The organism is Pseudarthrobacter defluvii (assembly GCF_030816725.1).
In the GTDB taxonomy this organism is placed as follows: Bacteria; Actinomycetota; Actinomycetes; order Actinomycetales; family Micrococcaceae; genus Arthrobacter; species Arthrobacter defluvii_A.
The window spans coordinates 3,891,989-3,912,374 of sequence record NZ_JAUSYG010000001.1 but is presented as its reverse complement, the minus strand read 5'-3'; the positions used below and the strand labels follow the sequence as shown (position 1 = coordinate 3,912,374).

Genomic DNA, 20,386 nt, shown 5'->3' with positions numbered 1-20,386 from the left:
ACGCCTTCAAGATGGCGGAAAACCAGGGCGAAGTAGTGGATGTGGCAGTGATCGGCGGGGGACCGGCGGGGTTGAGCGCCGGGGTTGCCTTGGCGCGGGCACTTCGTTCGGTAGTGGTGATCGACGCCGGTGAACAGCGGAACCTTCGGGCGGACGGGGTCCACGGCTTCCTCAGCCGGGAGGGGATGAGCCCGCGGGACCTCCTTGCCGCCGGGCGGGAGGAGCTGGTGCGGTATGGCGGGACGACGGCCTCCGGCTTCGTCCGGTCCGCCAGCCGCGGCGAAGACGGGTTCATCGTAACCATGGAAGACGGTTCCACCCGGACTGCCCGCCGCCTCCTGATCGCCTCCGGCATCGTGGATGAGCTGCCGGATCTTCCCGGCGTCGCAGACCGCTGGGGCCGGGACGTGTTGTACTGCCCCTATTGCCACGGATGGGAAATCCGCAACCAAAGGATAGGTGTCCTGGCCGCCGACTCCCACTCCGTCCTGCAGGCCCTGACGTTCCGGCAGTGGAGTTCCGACGTGGCCATCCTGCTCAATGACGCCCTGGAACTTAGCGAAGGCCAGGAGGAACAGCTGGCAGCGCTTTCCGTCCAGGTGATGGAGGGAAAGGTCCGGGCACTTGATGTCCGCGACGACCGGCTGGTCGGCGCCACCCTGGAGTCGGGCGCCACCGTGGCCCTGGACGTACTGGCGGTCAGCCCCGCCACCATGAGCAAGGCCAACATGCTCCAGCGCCTGGGACTGGAGCCGGCCGCACTCCAGGAAGGACCAGGGACGCGCCTTGAGACGGATGAGAGTGGCCGGACGTCCTGCCCCGGCGTGTGGGCTGCGGGCAACGCCACCGATGTTTCCGCGCAGGTCATGACGGCGGCCGCCGCCGGCCTCCGCGCGGCAGAGGCCATCAATGCGGACCTGGTCCTGGCGGACGCGCGCCGCGCGGTGGAGGCAGCCCGGGTTCCTGCCGGGCAGTAGCTCCCGGGGTCTTGCCCAACTGGGGGATGGGTGACCGCGGGGCGTTGGCACAGCCGACGAGGCCCCCGCAGACTGTGCAGCCGGCGGGGGCCTCGAGGCCAAGCGGGGGAACGGTCAGCTGGCGAGAGCCTGGTCGCCGACCGTCATGGCAGCCTGGGGGTCGTCGATGGTGAAGCCGCAGGCGCAACGGTAGGTGACCACGCTCTCCGGCACGGACCCCGGCCGCAGGGCGACGACGGAGTTCCCGTCAACGTAAACGGGCTGCCGGACCGGCAGTTCCCCGTAGTCCACCCGCTGCATCGGCGTGCGGCAATGCATACGCGAGTTCAGGGTCAACAGCAGGCCTGCGTCCACAGGTACGGTGGAGGTCAAGACATTTCCAGCTGCTTCATTGCGCTCCCCAAGCGCCGACAGCTGGTCTTCCATTGCGATGGTCATTATGTTCTTCCTTGGGCTTCTTTCACGGAGCCGCCAACGTTGGCGACCCCGCCGCGAACTGCTTGCGGAGATTCATTTATCACCGTAAGCAAAGCATGCTTACTAAATGTTGCACAAGTTGCGCTTGGGAAAGTCCGGGTCAGCTTCGCCGGCGTTAGGCTTGCACGATGACGCCATCCAGCTCCCGAACAACAGCACTCGTCACCGGGGCCAGCGCAGGGCTCGGCCACGAATTCGCCATGCAGCTCGCCGCCCAGGGACACGATCTGGTCCTGGTGGCGCGCAACGCGTCCCGGCTTGCAGAAACAGCGGAGGACTTCCGGCGGCGGTACGGAATCACGGCTGAGGTGCTTCCCGCTGACCTGACGGTCGTCGACGACGTGGCCGCCGTCGTCGAACGCCTCGAGGACGCCACACGGCCGGTGGGGATCCTGGTGAACAACGCCGGGATCGGCCTGCTGCACAACTTTGAGGACAATGATGCGTCGGAGGAGAAGAAGCACCTGAAGCTGCACGTGGAGACGGCCATGCTGCTCACCCACGCAGCGTTGAAAGGAATGCTGGAGCGCGGGGAGGGGAGGATCATCAACGTGGCCAGCGTGGCCGCGTTCCTGCCCCGGGGCACGTATTCGGCGGCGAAGGCCTGGCTGGTGAGTTTCAGCCGGTGGGCTAACCTGGCCTACCGCAAGCGTGGCATCAAGGTCACGGCGGTCTGCCCCGGCTTCACCCACACCGAGTTCCATGACCGGATGGGGATGGACAAATCGGTGGCGCCGTCCTGGACGTGGCTTCGCGCCGGGAGGGTGGTCAGTGAAGGCCTGGCAGACAACGAGCGCGGCAGGGCGGTCTCCATCCCGTCCAAGCGCTACAAGGTGGTGGCCGCACTTGCCAAGGTGGCTCCGGCGCAGCTAATGGCCGGGCCGGCGCGGAAGCCGAAGTAGGGACGCAAAGCGGTCCGTAAGCCCGGCACGGGTACTCCGGGGCCGGGAGCCCGGCCGGCGCACCGTCACCACCACCAGGATCCCCAGCAGTGCGCCCACCAGTGTCTCAACAGCCCGCTCGGCGATCAGGACCTGCGGCTCGATGGGCGAGGCCAGCTGGGTCATCAGCAGTATGACCGGAGTGAACCAGACCATCGCCAGGCCGTAGTGCCGGGTCATGAACAACTCGGTGGCGAACTGCAGCAGGATTACCAGCAGGGCCAGCACAGCGGCATGATGTGCAGGCTGCTGGAGTGCGGGGTACAGGCCTGTGAGGGCCCAGGGCTCGGGCAGGAGGACGACGGCGGTGACCGCCAGTCCCAGGAACGTCCCCACGATGCGGTGGACGCCCCGCCGGACGCTGCTGGGCAGGTCTGCGCCGGCGAGCGGTACTGCCGCCGCGGCCATGGCCCAGTGCGGGTGGCCCGTGCCACTGAGGACGCCCACGGTCCCGGCAGCGCCAACCGCCAGGACATACCTCGCCGCATGGATGGCCAGCTCACGGCGCCTTGCCGCTGAGAGGCGCGGCACCTGCCTGGCAGCCCCCCGTTCCCAGGCCCGGTGGCGTACCCAGCCGCTGAAACCAATCGTGATGGAGAACGCTGATGATCCTGCCGCGATGAGCATGGCCACGTACCAGGGGACCACGGCGGGAACCGAAGCGCACGCGCCAAGGGCAAGGATTCCGAAGAAGGGTCCGTTCGGTTTCAGGCGTACGCGGTCCGAATAGACGGAGCCGACTCCTGCCAGTGTGGCTTCCACAGCAACCAGCCACCAGGAGTGGATGTGGTTGATGGACAGCGCTACTCCCACGGCCACCCCGCTCAGGAGCACCAGCGCGCCTTGTCCCTGGTGGCGGAGCCGCAGCTGGTGGGGTTCGGACCGGCCGTACATGCCGGTCAGCGCCCCGAACACGGCGTAGATCATAAGGTCCGTGCGGCCCGCCACGAGAAGGAGCAGCGAGGGCACGGCGACGCTGAGTGCTACGCGGAGGGCGGCAAGGTGGTCTCCGTTGGCGGGTTCGAGCCGGTGGAGTGCGCGCACCTGCTCCTTTACGCGCTTCATGGTTCGACCTGTCCTGTTTTTGGTGGTGTACTGCAGCCCGAAGGCCCTTGTGAACGTACCACCGCGCCGCGGGCACCGTCATATGTGGTCAGTCATAAGGGGACATCAGGCGGGCACGCAAAGGCCCGCCCCGCGTGGTTCCCCCAAGGAACCACGCGGGACGGGCCTGTGAGCGTGGGCTACAAGGTGCCCGGGCGGCCGGTGGGACTACGCTCCGGCCGGGACCCCGCGGTGTGCCTGGGGATCGCTGCCGTCGTGGGTGTCGAACGGCAGTTCGTCCAGGTTAATCAGCGGGTTCTCGTCCTGGGTTGCCACCAGTTCCTTTGCCTCCGCCTGCGAGTCAACGCTCGGCATTGATCCGGGGAGCGGACGGTTGGCCGATTCCTTCAGGAAGTAGATGGCAATGGCGCCCACCAGGGAGGTGGCCATCAGGTAGTAGGCAGGCATCATGTCATTGCCGGTTGCGCTGATCAGCGCGGCCACGATGAAGGGCGTGGTGCCGCCGAAGATGGCCACGGCGAAGTTGTACGCAATGCCCATGGCGCCGTAACGGCTGGACGTGGGGAACTGGGCCGGCAGGGCAGAGGCGAGGTTGGCCACGTAGAACGTCACGGGGAAGGCAACCAGGGCCAGCCCGGCGAGGGTGGACCAGATTTGTCCGATGCCGATCAGCATGAAGGCGGGGATAGCCAGGACGATGGTGCTCACGGCGCCGATCCAGAGCACGGGGCGGCGGCCGATCCGGTCGGACAGCTTGCCGGTGAGCGGGATGCAGAGGCTCATGATCACCAGCACGGGAATCGTCAGCAGGGTGCCGTGCACCTCGTCGTAGCCCTTGGATTCGGTCAGGTACGTGGGCATGTAGGACGTCAGTGCGTAACCGGCGGTGTTGGCGGCGGCCACCACAACCATGGCCACGATGATGGGACGCCAGTAGGCCTTGATGATCCCTACGGGTCCCTTGGCCTGGGAGGTTTCACCCTGGGACGCGTTCTTGGCGTGCTCCTCCTGGGCGTCAAGGGTGGCCTGGAACTGAGGCGATTCCTCGATCTTGCTCCGGAAGTAGACGGCGATGATGCCCAGCGGACCGGCAACCAGGAACGGGATGCGCCATCCCCAGTCCTCCATGGTGTCCTGGCCCAGGGTCAGCTGCAGGACGGAGACCAGGGCCGCGCCGATGGCGAAGCCCAGGTAGCTGCCCAGATCCAGGAAGCTGGCGAAGAAGCCGCGGCGCTTGTCGGCGGCGTATTCGCTGACGAACGTGGTGGCACCGGCGTACTCGCCGCCGGTGGAGAAGCCCTGGATGACCTTGAGGAGAACCAGCAGGGCAGCCGCCCACAGGCCGATCTGGGCGTACCCGGGCAGGAGGCCGACGGCGAACGTACTGGCCGCCATGATCATCAGCGTGGTGGCGAGAATCTTCTGCCGGCCCATCTTGTCGCCCAGCCAGCCAAAGATCACGCCGCCCAGCGGACGGGCGATGAAGGTGGCGGCAAAGGTTCCCAGCAGGAACAGCGTCTGCGTGGTGGGATCCGATTCGGGGAGGAACACCGGTCCCATGGTGGTGATGAGATAGCCGAAGACGCCTACGTCGTACCATTCCATGGTGTTGCCCACGATGGTGCCGCCGAGTGCTTTCTTGAGCATGGGCTGGTCAACCACGTTGACATCGGATACTTTGAGCCGGCGCCGTGGCAGCAGCCTGGTTTTCTTGGCAGCCGTGGGGGCTGCCGGGTCGGTTCCGCGGGCGTTTTGGGCGCCTGCTGAAGAGTCGGTCCTGCTTCGGTCTGTGGGCATTTGGGCAACTCCTGTGGAGGTCATTTGCTTGCGACTTGTAGCTGCCCCGCTCCGGGCAGGCCTTCAATTTTACGGGAAATCGGTACCGTTGGCTTGCCGGATGGCCTAGGATTCGCCCGTTTACAGCCTCGATCGGGCTCAATCGTGGAAATTTTTCCGCCGCTTTTCCCGCGTGATTACTGGGAAGCAGGCTGATGGTCCGGATTGTTACCGAACTTTTTTGTTTTTGGTTGCAGGTGGCCCCGTTTTGGGGGCTGTTTAGGCCTGGAAAGCAGCCACCGGCGCCGTCCGGGGAGGGGGTTCACAGGATCCTCAGACGTGCCTATGGTAGAGCGATGAACACACTTCTTTCCGGGCAGTAACCTGCGTGCGCCCGGGCGCTTTTTGATGGCGTTCCGTTTCAAGGAAGAACGAGGGAAGAAGGGAAGAATCAAAATGGGTGACGAGTCCAATCAGTTCCACATCAAGCCGGAGGTCGCGGACCATCTCGCTGCAGCAATGGATGCTCCTGTGGCACCCGGCCCCGCAGCAGCCGGCGGCCTCCCCCTGGCACAGCAAAGCGGGTGGCCGGACGGCTTGGGGAAGCGGCGGCACCCCAAGGACCAGGCTGCCGGTCACGGCCGCGCGGGCCATGAGGCAGCCGTGACGGCGGTCCACCGTACAGGCCGGCCGCAGATGCCGCACTCCTCATAGCCCAGGGAGATTGGTGCGCTCGACGGCGACCCGCGCCTCCGGCATCGACAGCGGGATTACTTGGCGCCCACCGAATTTGGTGGGCGCCAAGTACTCCGTGCGTCATTGGCGGGCTGGCGCGTCGAAACCGCAACGCCCGCTCAAACCGTGTCACCCTTCCCGAACCACGTCCGACGGGTCCTTGTCCACGCGCCATCCCCGCCACCGCGGATGCCGCAGCCTGCCGGGTCCCGTCCACTCGCTGTAGGTCACCTCGCCCACCAGTTCCGGCGCCACCCAGTGCGCGTCTGCAGCATCCGGGCGGGGGACTTCGTGGAACGGTGAGCTCTTCCGGCCGAGGCGTTCCACCGTCTGCCGCAGTTCCGTCAGTTCACGGGTGCTGAAGCCGGAGCCGACGCGGCCCACGTACTGCAGCTTGTCGCCGTCGGGAATCCCCACCAGCAGTGATCCCACGGTTTCCTGGCGGCCTCCCTTTCCTGGACGCCAGCCGCCCACCACCACTTCCTGGGTCTGCTCGGTCTTGAGCTTGATCCAGGTCCGTGTCCGCTGGCCGCTGACGTAGCGGCTGTCGGTCCGCTTGGCCATCACGCCTTCAAGGCCAAGCTCATGTGCGCTCTCCATGAGGAGTTCAACGGGCTCCTCCAGCACCATGGACAGGTCCACCGGGCAGTCGGACCGCTCAAAAAACCCCTCCAGCCGCTGCCGCCGTTTGCTCAACGGCAGCCGCCGGAGGTCCTTGCCGCCGTCGAAGAGAAGGTCGAACAGCATCAGCTGGACCGGGATCGCGGTCCGGGCTTTGGCGACGTCGCCGGCCCGGGTGAGCTTCATCCGGCCCTGGAGCAGGCCAAAGTCAGGCCGTCCCCCAGGGCCGACGGCGATGATTTCGCCGTCCGCTACGAACGGCTGCTCCGGCCAGCAACTCCGGTCCGTGAACTCGGGGTAGGTGCGGCTGACGTCATTGCCGTTGCGCGAGAAGATCCGGACCTTGTCCCTGTCCGCCACCAGGAGGGCACGGACGCCATCCCACTTGAGCTCGTATTGCCACGTGCTGCCCTGCAGGTCGGCGGTGGTCCCGGACGCCGCCATCATGGGCTGGTATTCCAAGGGGTCTGCCACGGTGCCGCTGGCAGGCTGTGCCGGCACTTGAGGCGTGGCCTCCTGCCCGGGCGTCCCACCGCCGTCGTCTTCTTCCTGCTCTTCCGGCTGCTCTGCTTGTGCCGCCGGAGCCCCATGCCGCCGTCGTCCGCCTGCATGTTCCTGGTCCATGAGGTGGATGAGCCACTGCCCTTCCGCGTCCTTGCCCTGGCCCCGGCCGGTGTGGATCAAGGCGATCTTCCTGGTGCCGCCCAGCCCGCCGCCCTCGGACCCGGTCAGGGTGACGATTACTTCCCTGCCGTTGATCCACTTGTGCAGTTCGTAGGTGCCGGTGTCCCAAATAGTCATGACACCCGCGCCGTACTGCCCCTTGGGGATGGTCCCGTGGAAGGTGAGGTAGTCCATGGGATGGTCCTCGGTCTGGACAGCCAGGTGGTTGTTGCCGCCGGACTCGGGGACGCCCTTGGGAAGCGCCCAGGACGCCAGTACCCCCTCGTGCTCCAGCCGGAGGTCCCAGTGCAGCCGGCTGGCGTGGTGTTCCTGGATGACGAAACTGTTGCCGCCGGAGGGAAGGCCGGCGAACGGCTCGGGCGTTGCCCCGGGGTCCCGCATGGCGCGGTACTTGCCGAGCCGGGCATCGCTGTCGTGCCCTTCGTCCTGGGCGGCGGCGTCTCCAGCGCCGGCTTGGCCGCCACCCGCAGCCTTGACGACGGCGGCGAACGGGTCCTTTCCGTCCCGCACCCTCTGCAGTACCTCCTGGTAGTCAAGGTGCTTCAGGTTGGGAGCCTCGATTTCCTGCCACGTCCGGGGCGCGGCCACGAGGGGCGTGGGCCGGCCGCGCAGCGAGTAAGGCACCACGGTGGTTTTCGCGGCGTTGTTCTGGCTCCAGTCCACCAGCACCTTGCCGCGGCGCAGCGACTTCTTCATGTCGCTGACCGCGAGGTCCGGGTGGTCGGCCTCAAGCGCCCGGGCCAGCTCCCGTGCGAAAGCGGAGATCTGCTCCGAGGTCTGGGTCCCGTCCAGTGCCGCGTAAAGGTGGATGCCCTTGCTGCCGCTGGTCACCGGGACCGGATCCAGGCCCACGTCCTGCAGGATGGCGCGGGCCAGGAGGGCCACTTCGCGGCATTCCGGCAGCCCGGCGCCGTCGCCCGGGTCCAGGTCAAGCACCAGCCGGTCCGGGTTCAATTGGTTGCCGTGCGAGTCCACCCGCCACTGCGGCACGTGGACTTCCAGCGAGTTGATCTGGCCGAACCACGTCAGGGTGGCGGCATCGTTGACCAGCGGGTAGTAGATGGTCCGGTCCTTGTGCGTAATCGCGGCCCGCGGCAGCCAGCCGGGAGCTGAGTCCTCCAGGTCCTTTTGGAAAAACACTTCACCCGGCTTCTCCACCGTGCCCACTCCGTTAACCCACCGCTTCCGGGTGGCCGGCCGGTTGGCCGCCGCCGGGATCAGGACGTGGGCCACCGCAGCGTAATAGGCAAGCACATCCGCCTTGGTGGTGCCCGTCTCCGGATAGATGATTTTCTCCAGGTTGGTGAGCGTCAATTCCCGCCCCGCAACCCGGACACGCTCCCTGCTACCTGCCACAGGGCTTCACCTCCGGCCCGCTCTGATGTTGACTGTAGGAATGAGAGCCATCTGGAAAGGTGCCATCGCGTTCGGCCTGGTCAACGTGCCCGTGAAGGTCTACAGCGCCACTGAGGATCATGACATCAGTCTGCACCAGGTTCACAATGCCGACGGCGGCAGGATCCGCTACCAGCGCCGGTGCGAGATCTGCGGCGAGGTGGTGGACTACTCGGACATCGAGAAGGCGTTCGATGAAGACGGCCGGACCGTGGTGCTGTCCAAGGATGAGCTCAAGTCCATTCCGGCGGAGAACAGCCACGAGATCGAGGTGGTGCAGTTCGTCCCGTCAGAGCAGCTTGAACCCATGATGTTCGAGAAGAGCTATTACCTGGAACCGGATTCCAAGTCGCCCAAGGCCTATGTCCTGCTGCGCCGGGCGCTGGAGGATACGGACCGGGTGGCCATCGTCCAGTTCGCGCTGCGGGAGAAGACCCGGCTGGGTGCGCTGCGGATCAAGGACGACGTGCTGGTGCTGCAGTCGCTCCTCTGGCCTGACGAAGTACGTGAGGCGAACTTCCCGTCCCTGGAGGCCGATGTCAGGATCTCCGCGCAGGAACGTGACATGTCAGCGGCATTGGTGGAGTCCATGGCGGCGGACTTCGAGCCCGAGTCCTTCACCGACGAGTACCAGGTGCAGCTGCGCCAGCTGATCGACGCCAAGCTGGAACAGGGCGAATCGCTGGACACGGAGGAGACGTTCGGCGTGGAGGCCGGCGAGGGCGGCAAGGGCGAAGTCATCGACCTCATGGAGGCCCTGAAGCGGAGCCTGGACAGGAAGCGCGGCGGCGGGGAGGCCGCCACGGCCAGCGGAGATTCCGACGACGAAGCGGACACCGGGGACGAGGAGGCCGAGCCTGCCAAACCCGCCCGCAAGTCCACTGGCGCCAGGTCGTCCAGCGCCGGGGCGGCCTCGAAGACCGCCGCGAAGACTGGTACGGACGATGCCAAGCCTGCTGCCAAATCCACTGCCTCCAAGACCACCGCAGCTAAATCGACCACCGCCAAATCCACTGCCTCCAAGACCACCGCATCCAAGTCCACCGGAACGAAGACCGCAGCCAAGCCGGCCGCCAAGACCACCAGGGCGCGCAAGCCGGCCTGACCAGCAGACAGGCCTCACCAGCGGGAGCCCTGCTGGAGTGTCCGCCTGCACTCCTGCCTTTACAGCGGCCTTCATCGCGTCCACAATGAGTCGCATCACAGCCTCCGCTGTGCCAACAGCGTGCTGTCAGCCATTTGGACCGGACACGTAGAGGGGCACGCGCATGAGCCAGCAGACCGATGCAGTGGAGGCGGACCGGGAGCTTAAAAAGAAGCACCGGGCCATGTGGGCGTCGGGGGACTACCCGGCCCTCGCGGACGAGATGCTCCTTGAGCTGGGCGCCGTCCTGGTGGAGGCCAGTGGCATCAGGCCGCGCCAACGGGTCCTCGATGTAGCGGCAGGAACCGGCAACGCCGCCATCCCGGCGGCCATGATGGGCGCCAAAGTGGTGGCCAGCGACCTTACCCCCGAGCTTTTCGAGGCCGGGCGGCGGGAAGCGGCGAACCGCGGCGTCACCCTTGACTGGCAGGAAGCCGACGCCGAGGCCCTGCCTTTCGGCGATGCCGAGTTTGACGCGGTGATGTCCTGCATCGGCGTGATGTTTGCGCCCCACCAACAGGCTGCTGCTGACGAGTTGCTCCGGGTATGCAAGCCGGGAGGCTCCATTGGGCTGCTGTGCTGGACGCCGGAAGGGTTCGTCGGCCAGATGTTTGCCGCAATGAAGCCTTTCGCTCCGCCGCCCCCGCCTGGCGCGCAGCCTTCGCCGCTGTGGGGGAGCGAGGACCACGTCCGCGGGCTGCTGGGGGACAGGATCACGGATGTCCGTGTCCGCAAGCAGAACCTTGCCGTCAAGAGCTTCCACCAGCCCGCGGACTTCGTCAGGTACTTCAAGTCGCACTACGGCCCCATGCTCTCCGTTTACAAGTCCCTCGCGCAGGACCAGGACAGGGCTAAAGCACTCGACAAGGCCCTCACCGACCTTGCTGACTCCTTCGGCGACGCCCACGGCGACGTCCCGTTCCAGATGGAGTGGGAGTACATGCTCTTTACGGCAAAGAAGGCCTGAACCATGACGAAAAACCACGTGGCAACTTCTGTGACCACCGTCGACGCTCCTCCCAAGCGCGTGTGGGAGGTGATTACCGACCCTGCCGCGGTGAAGGAGTTCATGTTTGGAACCACGCTGGACACCGACTGGAGCGTTGGCAGCCCCATCACCTGGCGGGGCGAGTGGGACGGGAAGGCGTACCAGGACAAGGGGCAAATCCTGGCGGTTGAACCGGGGCGGAAACTGGTGCACACGCATTTCAGTCCCCTCACGGGCCAGGAGGACAAACCGGAGAACTACCACACGCTCGAATGGACACTCGAGGACCAGGGCGGCACCACCCTGCTGTCGCTGGCCCAGGACAACAACCCCACCGAGGAAGCTGCCGCGCACTCGAAAGGCATGTGGGACAAGCTCCTGGCGGACGTGAAGGCACTCGCCGAGCGCGGCTGACTGCTGCGCGCCCTTCCGGGCCTACGGTTAAAACCAAACGGCCGCCGTCGGGCGTTCCCTCAGCTGAGGAAGGCCCGACGGCGGCCGCCGGCGTTATGCCTGTGAGGCAGCGTGGCTGCTACTCGGCGTCGTGGTCCGTTTCCAGGATCTGCACCAGGCGTTCCAGCGCGTCGTCCGCGCCGGCACCTTCGGCGCGGAGGACCACAACGTCACCGTGCGAAGCGCCCAGGCTCATCAGGGACAGGATGCTGGCAGCGTCCATCGCTTCGTCGGCCGGCTCGCCTTCACGGGCGATAGTGATGTCCAGGTCGAACTCTCCGGCTGCCTCGGCAAAGATAGCGGCGGGACGGGCGTGCAGGCCCACGCGGCTGGCAACGGTTGCGGTGCGTTCTGGCATTTTTGCTCCTTTGTCTTTCGGCGTGCTGACGGTTCAGCGCCGGGAAGGTCTGTGGCTAAACCGGGTCAGACGGTCACGGGAACCGGTTCAACCGTATCAACGGTCTTCTTGACTGCCCAGCGCTTCAGTGCGATGACCGCCAGTGCGCTGACGACGGCTCCGGCGATGATCGAGACGACGAACATCAACACGTTGCCGATGGCGAAGAACACGAAGATACCGCCGTGGGGCGCCTGGGAGGTCACGTTGAAGGCCATGGTGAGTGCGCCGGTGAGTGCGCCGCCCACCATGCTCGCGGGGATGACGCGCAGGGGATCAGCTGCTGCGAACGGAATGGCGCCTTCGGAGATGAAGGACGCGCCCAGCAGCCAGGCAGCCTTGCCGTTTTCGCGTTCTGCCAGGCTGAACAGCTTCTTGTCCAGGACCGTGGCCAGGGCCATGGCCAGCGGCGGGACCATGCCCGCTGCCATCACGGTGGCCATGATCTGCCACGGGGCCTGGTTGGTTGCGCTGCCGGCGCTGAGGCCGGCGACGGCGAAGGCGTACGCCACCTTGTTGACCGGGCCGCCGAGGTCGAAGCACATCATGAGGCCAAGGATGATTCCCAGGACGACGGCGGAAGCACCGGTCATGCCGGACAGCCAGCTGTTGAGCGCCGCGGTGAGTCCGGCGATGGGTCCGCCGAGGACCAGGAACATCAAGCCGGACGCAACGATCGAAGCGAGCAGCGGAATGATCACCACGGGCATCAGGCCACGCAGCCAGCGGGGCACCTGCCAGGTTCCGATCAGGTGGGCGATGTAACCGGCCAGCAGGCCACCCACGATGCCGCCGAGGAAGCCGGCACCCATGAATCCGGACACTGCACCGGCCACGAAGCCGGGGGCGATGCCGGGCCGGTCAGCGATGGCGTAGGCAATGTAGCCTGCCAGCGCAGGAACCAGGAAGCCCATGGACAGTGCGCCGATCTTGAACGCCACGGCACCCAGGTAGATGGCCAGACCGCCCTCGGGCAGGTTGCCGAAGTTGTTCTGCACCACCACCTTGTCAGCGACGCCGGTGATGTCGTAGCCGCCCAGGAGGAAGCCCAGCGCGATCAGCAGGCCGCCGCCGGCAACGAACGGAATCATGTAGCTGACACCGGTGAGCAGGGCCTTCTTGAGCTTCTGGCCGATGTGCTCACCCTTTTCCTCAGCCTCGTGCTCGGCCTGCTCCTCGGCCCCGAAGTGCGCCACGCGGTGGGCGTTGGGGTTGTCTGCCGCGGCAAGCGCCTCCTGCACCATCTTGGCGGGTTCGTCGATGCCCCGCTTGACGGGTGCGTTGATGACGGGCTTGCCGGCGAAGCGTTCCTTGCCGCGGACGTCCACGTCCACGGCGAAGATCACGGCGTCCGCTGCTGCGATAACGGCCGGGTCCAGCGGCTTGGCGCCGGAGGAGCCCTGGGTTTCCACCTGCAGGTCAACACCGGCTTCCTGGGCCGCAGCCACCAGCGAATCAGCTGCCATGTAGGTGTGTGCGATGCCCGTGGGGCACGCGGTGACGGCCACGAGGCGCTTGGGACGTGCGGCCGTTGAACCCGCAGCGGTGCCGCCGGCACTGGCGCCCGCGGAGACTGAAGAACCTGCGGCACCGGCTGCACCCACCCCGGCGCCGACCGGAACTGCATCAACCGGAGCCGCTGCGGCATGTGCGGCGGGCTTGTCCGCCAGGGCGCCGTCCACGAGCTCCACGATTTCGGCCTGGGAGGAGGCGTTGCGGAGGGGCTGCCGTGAAGTCCTTTTTGATCAGGGACCGTGCCAGCTTGGAGAGAAGCTTCAGGTGTTCCTGGTCGGCCCCGTCCGGAGCGGCGATGAAGAACACCAGGTCAGCCGGGCCGTCCTTGGCGCCGAAGTCCACCTTCGGGTCAAGGCGTGCCATGGCCAGAGTGGGTACCGTTACTGCGGCCGAGCGGCAGTGCGGGATGGCGATGCCGCCGGGAATGCCGGTGGCGGTCTTCTGCTCGCGGGCGAAGGCGTCCGCGAAGAGGCCTTCAACTTCTGATGCGCGTCCGGTGGCAGCTACCTTGCTTGCCAGATGCCGGATCACCGTCTCGGGGGCGTTGCCCAGGTTCTGGTCGAGCTCGACCAGGTCCGTGGTGATGAGCTGGGTCACTGTCAATCCTTTCGAAGGGCCGTGATGGTTACGGCATCCGGGGTGGTTTGGTTTACTGCCGGAACGGTGGAACCCGGCAGCGAGGCAGCGGCGGCGCCATGGGCCACCGCCTGACGAAGGCAGTCGGCAGGGGCGGCACCCCGGCCATGGGCAAGCAGGTAGCCGGCAAGTGCGGAGTCACCCGCACCCACCGTGCTGACCGCGGCGACCGGCGGGTGCGTGGCCAGCCACGCGCCGTCGGCCGTTACAAGGACAGCTCCCTTGGAACCGAGAGTTGCCAGCACAGCACCCACACCGGAACGCACGACGGCGGCTGCGGCAGCGGCAGCAGCCGCCGGATCCGCTTCCAGTTCGTCACCGGAGGCCGGGGTGAAACCGGCGGCTGCAGCCAGTTCCGCCAGTTCTTCGGCGTTGGGCTTGAGGAGGTCCGGTTTCCCGGAACCCGTGGTTGCTCCGCCGGTGCCTGTGCCGTCGTCGGATGTTCCGGCGTCGGTGAGGGCAGCGGCGAGGGGCGCCCCGGAGGAGTCGACGGCGACCAGCGGCGCAGTGCCGTTGCCCGCCTCCCGGATCCGCCGGGCCACCGCGGCGTAGAAGTTGTCCGGGAATCCGGGCGGCAGCGAACCGGCCAGGACCACCCAGCTGGCGCCCCGGGAGCTTTCCAGCAGCAGCTTGATGAGGGCTTCCTGCTGGTCTGCCGCGAGGACCGGACCGGGTTCGTTGATCTTGGTGGTCACGCCGCCGGGCTCGGTGAGCGCCACGTTGGTGCGCAGCGGTTCATCGATGGGGAGGGAGGTGAAGGGCACGCCGCTTTCACGCAGCCCCGCCAGGACGGGATCGCTGTCCGCACCTGGCAGGACGGCGAGGGATTCGAGCCCGGAGGCCACCAGGGCGCGGGAAACGTTGACGCCCTTGCCGCCGGATTCCTGGCGGACGGAGACGGCGCGCTGCACTTCGCCGCGGGCCAGGGGGCCGGGGAGGGCGACGGTGCGGTCCAGGCTGGGATTGGCCGTGAAGGTGACGATCATGCGATCACCACGTCGACGCCGGCCTCTTCAAGTGCGGCTGCGAGTTCAGGTCCGGGTTCACTGTCTGTGATCAAGGTGTCCAGATCTTTCAGGGAGGCGAACTGGACCAGGGTTTCCGTGTCCAGCTTGGAGGAGTCGGCCAGCACCACAATGCGGCGTGCCGACTGGACGAAGGCTGCCTTGACGGCCGCTTCTTCAGGATCGGGAGTGCTGACGCCAAAGGAGGCATGGATGCCGTTGGTGCCGATGAACGCGATGTCCGGTCGGATCCGGGCGGCCGCGTTCACCGTTGCCTGTCCCACGGCCACCTGGGTGAGTCCGCGGACCCGGCCGCCCAGGATCTGCAGGGCAACGCCGGGGACGTTGGAGAGCTTGCTGGCGATGGGCACGGCGTGGGTGATGACCACCAGTTCGTGCTGCGGTCCGGTTCCGTCGGAAGGTTCGACGGCGGTGCGCCGCGCCAGCAGGTCTGCCAGCACCTCGGTGGTGGTGCCGCCGTCCATGAGGACGCTGGCGGGAGAGTTCCGGGGGATCAGGGCCAGGGCGGCCTGGGCGATCCGGACCTTTTGGTCCGGCCGCTGGATGGCCCGTTCGGTGACGCTTTCCTCGGTGGTGCTGAAGCGGTCTGCCGCCACTGCGCCACCGTGGACCCGGCGGACGGTGCCGGCGTTCTCCAGGGCGGCGAGGTCGCGGCGGACTGTTTCCGTGGTGATGCTGAAGCGCTCAGCCAGCAGGGTCACACTGACCCGGCCGTTGCCGGCCACAAGCTCGGCAATCTTCTGCTGGCGCTCCTCGGCGAACACGTACCCTCCGTTGCGTAGGTTGCTGCGGTTGTTCTTCTCAGCTTTGCGTGACTGGCATCACATCAATGTTGAGTTACTTGACTTTATCTTTGCTTCTGTTGGTTTGTCAATGGAAACCAACATTAAACAAGGTTCTTTATCTGGGAAGGCTTGGAGTTTTTGGCCAGCCAGCGGGACCCTCTGGCCGTCCACGTCCTCGTGCCCTGCCCGGAAACCTTGGTAGCCGGGCGCGAAAAAGCCGGGCCGGACGTCTTGCGTCCAGCCCGGCTCTTCGGTTTCGTTGGGCGTTCCGAATGCCCGTTGCCGGTGCTTAGATCCCGCCGTCGCGGCTTTCGTGGCGGGTGATGCGCTCGCCGGCGTTGGGATCGATCACCGAGCGAGACTCGCTGACCCGCCGGCTTCGGCCTGGGTTTGCGAGGATGAGCGAGGCTATCAGCCCGATCACGCCCACGGCCATCAGGATGTAGCCCACCAACTGCTGGTCCACGAATGGAATCAGCCCGGGCGCCACTGCCCAGGCAAGGATGGCGCCGAGGGCGATGAGGAAGATTGACGAGCCGATTCTCATGACTTGCTCCTTTTGGCCGCGTCCTGCGCGGCCCTGGTAGGGCATTACGGAAGGGTGGTGCGTCACTGCCAAAAGCTAAGCCTGCTGTCATTCAAGCGTCACGCTACCTCCCGCTGATTCCGGATTCAACGACCCGGCCGTGGCGGCGTGCATGTCTCGTTAGGCTGTTCCGGTGGAAACAGTTGTGTGGTCCAAGCCCGAAGACCAGCGCGCCGGCACGCCGTTGCTGGTGATGATGCACGGTTACGGCACGGACGAGTCGCGGATGGTGCGCCTTTTTGACTACCTGCCCCAGGAGTTCACCTTCGCCGCGCTGCGGGCACCCATGCCCATCGGCGACCACTGGGGCTGGTTCCTGCTGGATTACTTCCTGGCAAATGATTTCGCCGACGTCCTTTCCGCCGCCAATTCGGTGCGGGCGTGGATCAGCTCGGTCCGGGATCAGCACAGCAGCGTCACCCTGATGGGCTATTCCCAGGGCATGGCCATGGCCACCACGCTCCTGCGGCTGCATCCTGACGACTACAAGGCCGTTGTGGGACTGTCCGGCTTCGTGCTCAAGAATGAACTCCTCTCGGTGATGGACTCCTTCGAGGCCAAACCGCCCTTTTTCTGGGGGCGGGACAAGGCGGATCTGGTCATCAATGAGGACGCCGTCGCCTACAGCGGTGAGTGGCTGGAAACGAACACGCTGTTGACGGCCCGGACCTACCCTGGGATGGGGCATGCCATGTCCAAGACCGAGATGGTGGACGTCACCGCTTTCCTGCGCCACTACGTTCTGGGCTGACTGTGTATCCGCTGGCGTGAAGGGTAAGAAAAAACAGTTGCCAGCGGAATTTGCAAGCGCTTACACTCATCTACGGCCATGATCGGTCCTGCAGTGGGCGGACAAGGATGAGATGCTGCGCGCCTATGCGGCAGCGGAACCTCCTTCAGGCTGCCCGGCGGGGCCGATGTCCGCAAACCGAGAGGACACCGCACTGCCGATGACACACGAAACTGCAGCTGATACTGCCGCCTGGACCGGCGCCGCAGCAATCCTGTTTGACCTGGACGGGGTGCTGACGCCTACAGCCACCGTGCATGAGCGGGCCTGGCAGGAACTGTTCGATGGTTACCTGGCCGCACAGCCCGGCGTCTCCCAATACAGCGAAAGCGACTATTTCGACCATATTGACGGCAAGCCGCGTTTCGACGGCGTCCGCGACTTCCTGGCCTCCCGCGGGATCACCCTGCCGGAAGGCCCGCTGGACGACGACCCCGCCCACGAAACCGTGCAGGGTCTCGGTAACCGGAAGAACGCGATCTTCAATGACATCGTGAGCGCCGGCGTCGAACCGTTCGAAGGCTCGGTCCGCTTCCTCCAAGCCGCGCTCGACCGCGGACTCAAGGTCGCCGTCGTCTCCTCCTCCCGCAACGCCCCCGCCGTACTGAAGGCCGCCGGACTCAACCGGCACTTCGCCGTCGTGGTGGACGGGGTGGTGGCTGCGGAGCAGGGCCTGCCCGGCAAGCCGAACCCGGCCACCTACGAGTACGCCGCCAAACTGCTGGACCTGTCCAGCTCCGAGTGCGTGGTGGTGGAGGACGCGGTGTCCGGGGTGCAGGCCGGGCAGGCGGGATCCTTTTATTCCGTTGTTGGCGTGGACCGTGGCGCCGGGCGGCAAACGCTCCTGGACGCCGGCGCCACCCTGGTAGTCAATGACCTTCAGGAACTTATCCCCTGACCCCCGGAACCTGTGTTGCCTTCCCCGGGCAACCCGGCTGCTTCCCTGCGACCCCCACGCTGCAGCACCAATCTGAATACCCAACTTCCCCCAAAATAACTTCGTGCCGGCCAGCCGGCGGCACAGCACGGCCAAAAGGACCCCGACCATGGCACTGATCACCGCGGACCGCGAGCGGTTCCCCGACACCCCTTGGCAGCTTGTTGAGACGCGCTATGAAACTGACGGCGCGGGAACGCTTGAGACCCTGTTTGCCTTGGGGAACGGGCACCTGGGCATCCGGGGTGCACACTGGGCAGCGGCGGACGCCGAGCTGCCGGGCAGCTTCATTAACGGGCTGCACGAAATCTGGGACATCAAGCATGCCGAGAACGCGTTCGGCTTCGCCCGCACCGGGCAGCGCATCCTCTACATTCCGGACGCGAACAACTTCACTGTGGTGGTGGACGGGGAAAGCCTCAGCCTGGCCGAATCCGAGGTCCTGGACTACCGGCGGAGCGTCGATTTCTGCACCGGAATCTACGAATGCCGGATCACCTGGCAGTGCCGGTCCGGGGCAACGGTGACCACCACGGAACGGCGGGCCGTGGGCTTCGCGTCGCGTGGCAGCCTTGGTATTTCGCTCGAGGTGGCCACGGACCGGCAGGTTTCCCTGGACGTCACCTCCTCGGTGATCAACCGCCAGGACCAGCCGGTGGAGGACCACTCCGTGCATGATCCCCGCCGTGCGGGCCGGCACGCCGGGCGGGTGCTGCTGCCCGTGCGGCTCGACGGCGGCGACGGCTCGCTGCGCCTGTCCTGGGAGGCGGCCGAATCCAAGCAGCGGGTGGGCATCGCGGTGGACCACTGGACCTCCCCGGGGCACCAGCCCTTCGAGACATTGGTGGACCAGGACGACAGCAGCGTCCGGTACGTCCTGGCAGTGGATGCCCATGAACCGTTCCGGCTGGAAAAAAGCGTCAGCTACGCGGCCGGCCGCACCATCCAGGACCCTGACGTGGACGCAGCCGCGGTGGCGGAAAAGGCGCTCCGGCCGGTGAGTGGCATCTTCGCCGAGAGCGAGGAACACTTCCGCAGCTACTGGGCCACCTCCGACATCGTGGTGGACGGCGGCCTGCCCGGGCTTCAGCAGGCCATCCGGTGGAACCTGTTCCAGCTGGCGCAGGCCACCGCTCGCGCCGATGTTGCCGGCATCCCCGCCAAGGGAGTGACGGGTTCGGGCTACGAGGGGCACTACTTCTGGGACCAGGAGGTGTACCTGCTGCCGTACCTTACCTACACCAATCCAGACGGCGCCCGGCAGGTCCTGGAGTTCCGGCACGGCATGCTCCCCGAGGCCAAGATCCGGGCCAAGGAGCTGAGCGTCGACGGTGCCCTGTTTCCGTGGCGCACCATCAACGGACTCGAGGCCAGCGCCTACTACGCCGCGGGCACCGCCCAGTTCCACATCGCTGCGGCGATTGCCTTCGCCACCAACAGGTACCTCTGGGCTACCGCCGATACCGGATTCCGGGACGGCATGGGCGCCGAGCTGCTGATCGAGACTGCCCGGATGTGGATGTCGCTGGGCTTTTTCGGCAAGGACGGGCAGTTCCATATCCACGGCGTCACCGGCCCTGACGAGTACACCGCTGTGGTGAACGACAACCTGTACACGAACGTGATGGCCCGCTTCAACCTCCGCGCGGCCGCAGCGCTTGCGCACGCCGAAATCACCCACGAGGAGCGCCAGCTGTGGGAGGCGGCGGCCAAGCGGATGCAGTTGCCGTTCGACGACCGGATGCAGGTGCATTCCCAGGACAACGACTTCATGACCCTGGAGGCCTGGGACTGGACCACCCCCCGGTCCAAGTACCCCCTTCTCCTGCACTTCCACCCACTGGTGATCTACCGGCACCAAGTCGTTAAGCAGGCGGACACGGTCCTGGCCATGTTCCTGCAGTGGCAGGACTTCACGGCCCAGGAAAAGCAGCGTGCCTTCGACTTTTATGATCCGCTCACCACCGGCGACTCCACCCTGTCCGCCTGTGTGCAGGGGATCATGGCTGCCGAGGTGGGCTACTCGAGGGAAGCACTGGAGCACTTCACCAACGCCGCGTTCATCGATTTGGACGACACCCACTGCAACACCATCGACGGCGTCCACATCGCCTCCGCCGGCGGAGTGTGGAGTTCGCTCGTGTGCGGGTTCGCGGGGATGCGGGACCAGGGCCCTGTGCCTTACTTCGATCCCCGGCTGCCGGCGGAGTGGGAGGCACTGGTCTTCCACCTGAAGATCCGTGGGCGCCTGCTGCTGGTCCGGCTTGCAGCAGGCTCCGTCACGCTGACCGTGCAGGAGGGCGCGCCACTGGAGGTGGACGTCCGGGGCCAGCTCATCACGGTGGGCGCCGAACCGGTGCAGGTGGCGCTGGAACCGGTCCCGGAGCCGGAGCCCACGGTGTTCCCGAGCGGACTGCCGACGGCGAGCATCCCGGTGGTGCGCGGCAACAGCTGACGTT

17 protein-coding genes and 1 pseudogene are annotated in these 20,386 nt (G+C 66.3%); 9 read left to right on the top strand and 9 right to left on the bottom strand.

Annotated features, from left to right (window positions below; translation table 11 throughout):
• The first annotated feature begins 11 nt into the window (after window positions 1–11).
• Window positions 12–977 carry an NAD(P)/FAD-dependent oxidoreductase gene (locus QF031_RS18225; protein WP_307431443.1) on the top strand — a complete coding sequence of 322 codons (966 nt, stop codon included), beginning with the start codon at window positions 12–14 and terminating at the stop codon, window positions 975–977.
• A gap of 114 nt (window positions 978–1,091) precedes the next feature.
• On the opposite strand, the gene QF031_RS18220 is transcribed toward QF031_RS18225, so the two are convergent.
• Window positions 1,092–1,415: a hypothetical protein gene (locus QF031_RS18220; RefSeq protein WP_307431440.1), complete on the bottom strand. Its 324-nt coding sequence runs from the start codon at window positions 1,413–1,415 to the stop codon at window positions 1,092–1,094.
• Between the two features lie 167 nt (window positions 1,416–1,582).
• On the opposite strand from QF031_RS18220, the gene QF031_RS18215 reads away from it, so the two are divergent.
• Window positions 1,583–2,356 carry an SDR family NAD(P)-dependent oxidoreductase gene (locus QF031_RS18215; RefSeq protein ID WP_307431438.1) on the top strand — a complete coding sequence of 258 codons (774 nt, stop codon included), beginning with the start codon at window positions 1,583–1,585 and terminating at the stop codon, window positions 2,354–2,356.
• Here the strand turns inward: QF031_RS18215 and QF031_RS18210 are convergent.
• Window positions 2,324–3,460, bottom strand: a complete 1,137-nt coding sequence (locus QF031_RS18210) for an FUSC family protein (RefSeq protein ID WP_307431435.1) — start codon at window positions 3,458–3,460, stop codon at window positions 2,324–2,326. The genes QF031_RS18215 and QF031_RS18210 overlap by 33 nt on opposite strands.
• Window positions 3,461–3,667: 207 nt before the next feature.
• Window positions 3,668–5,257 (bottom strand): MFS transporter, encoded by a 1,590-nt coding sequence (locus QF031_RS18205; protein WP_307431431.1) that lies wholly within the window; start codon window positions 5,255–5,257, stop codon window positions 3,668–3,670.
• 435 nt (window positions 5,258–5,692) lie between these two features.
• On the opposite strand from QF031_RS18205, the gene QF031_RS18200 reads away from it, so the two are divergent.
• Window positions 5,693–5,950, top strand: coding sequence for a hypothetical protein (locus tag QF031_RS18200; RefSeq protein ID WP_307431429.1), 258 nt, complete (start codon window positions 5,693–5,695; stop codon window positions 5,948–5,950).
• Between the two features lie 150 nt (window positions 5,951–6,100).
• Here the strand turns inward: QF031_RS18200 and QF031_RS18195 are convergent, their stop codons facing one another.
• Window positions 6,101–8,632, bottom strand: a complete 2,532-nt coding sequence (locus QF031_RS18195; RefSeq protein ID WP_307431426.1) for an ATP-dependent DNA ligase — start codon at window positions 8,630–8,632, stop codon at window positions 6,101–6,103.
• A 40-nt stretch (window positions 8,633–8,672) separates the two neighbouring features.
• Here QF031_RS18195 and ku point away from each other — a divergent pair, with 40 nt between their 5' ends.
• From ku to QF031_RS18180, 3 genes are all read left to right on the top strand, one after another.
• Window positions 8,673–9,776, top strand: a complete 1,104-nt coding sequence (ku, locus tag QF031_RS18190) for a non-homologous end joining protein Ku (protein ID WP_307431422.1) — start codon at window positions 8,673–8,675, stop codon at window positions 9,774–9,776.
• Between the two features lie 163 nt (window positions 9,777–9,939).
• Entirely contained in the window at window positions 9,940–10,782 is an 843-nt protein-coding gene (locus QF031_RS18185) for a class I SAM-dependent methyltransferase (RefSeq protein WP_307431418.1), read from the top strand.
• A gap of 3 nt (window positions 10,783–10,785) precedes the next feature.
• Window positions 10,786–11,217 carry an SRPBCC domain-containing protein gene (locus QF031_RS18180; protein WP_307431414.1) on the top strand — a complete coding sequence of 144 codons (432 nt, stop codon included), beginning with the start codon at window positions 10,786–10,788 and terminating at the stop codon, window positions 11,215–11,217.
• A 118-nt stretch (window positions 11,218–11,335) separates the two neighbouring features.
• Here the strand turns inward: QF031_RS18180 and QF031_RS18175 are convergent, their stop codons facing one another.
• The 5 genes and pseudogenes from QF031_RS18175 to QF031_RS18155 all read right to left on the bottom strand — a co-directional run bounded on the left by QF031_RS18175 (window position 11,336) and on the right by QF031_RS18155 (window position 16,161).
• Entirely contained in the window at window positions 11,336–11,614 is a 279-nt protein-coding gene (locus QF031_RS18175; RefSeq protein ID WP_015935750.1) for an HPr family phosphocarrier protein, read from the bottom strand.
• A gap of 65 nt (window positions 11,615–11,679) precedes the next feature.
• Window positions 11,680–13,765 (bottom strand): annotated as a pseudogene (locus tag QF031_RS18170) (PTS fructose transporter subunit IIABC).
• A 2-nt stretch (window positions 13,766–13,767) separates the two neighbouring features.
• Complete coding sequence (locus tag QF031_RS18165; protein ID WP_307431410.1) at window positions 13,768–14,790, bottom strand: 1-phosphofructokinase family hexose kinase; 1,023 nt, start codon at window positions 14,788–14,790, stop codon at window positions 13,768–13,770.
• Window positions 14,787–15,593: a DeoR/GlpR family DNA-binding transcription regulator gene (locus QF031_RS18160; protein ID WP_307431406.1), complete on the bottom strand. Its 807-nt coding sequence runs from the start codon at window positions 15,591–15,593 to the stop codon at window positions 14,787–14,789. The genes QF031_RS18165 and QF031_RS18160 overlap by 4 nt, the downstream gene beginning before the upstream one ends.
• Window positions 15,594–15,903: 310 nt before the next feature.
• Complete coding sequence (locus QF031_RS18155) at window positions 15,904–16,161, bottom strand: DUF6458 family protein (protein WP_307431403.1); 258 nt, start codon at window positions 16,159–16,161, stop codon at window positions 15,904–15,906.
• A gap of 172 nt (window positions 16,162–16,333) precedes the next feature.
• On the opposite strand from QF031_RS18155, the gene QF031_RS18150 reads away from it, so the two are divergent.
• The 3 genes from QF031_RS18150 to QF031_RS18140 all read left to right on the top strand — a co-directional run bounded on the left by QF031_RS18150 (window position 16,334) and on the right by QF031_RS18140 (window position 20,382).
• The gene (locus tag QF031_RS18150) at window positions 16,334–16,951 is read left to right on the top strand and encodes an alpha/beta hydrolase (protein ID WP_307431400.1); all 618 of its coding nucleotides are present in this window, start codon (window positions 16,334–16,336) and stop codon (window positions 16,949–16,951) included.
• A 199-nt stretch (window positions 16,952–17,150) separates the two neighbouring features.
• Window positions 17,151–17,888 (top strand): HAD family hydrolase, encoded by a 738-nt coding sequence (locus QF031_RS18145; protein WP_307431397.1) that lies wholly within the window; start codon window positions 17,151–17,153, stop codon window positions 17,886–17,888.
• Between the two features lie 148 nt (window positions 17,889–18,036).
• Window positions 18,037–20,382, top strand: coding sequence for a glycoside hydrolase family 65 protein (locus tag QF031_RS18140; protein WP_307431394.1), 2,346 nt, complete (start codon window positions 18,037–18,039; stop codon window positions 20,380–20,382).
• Window positions 20,383–20,386 lie beyond the last annotated feature (4 nt).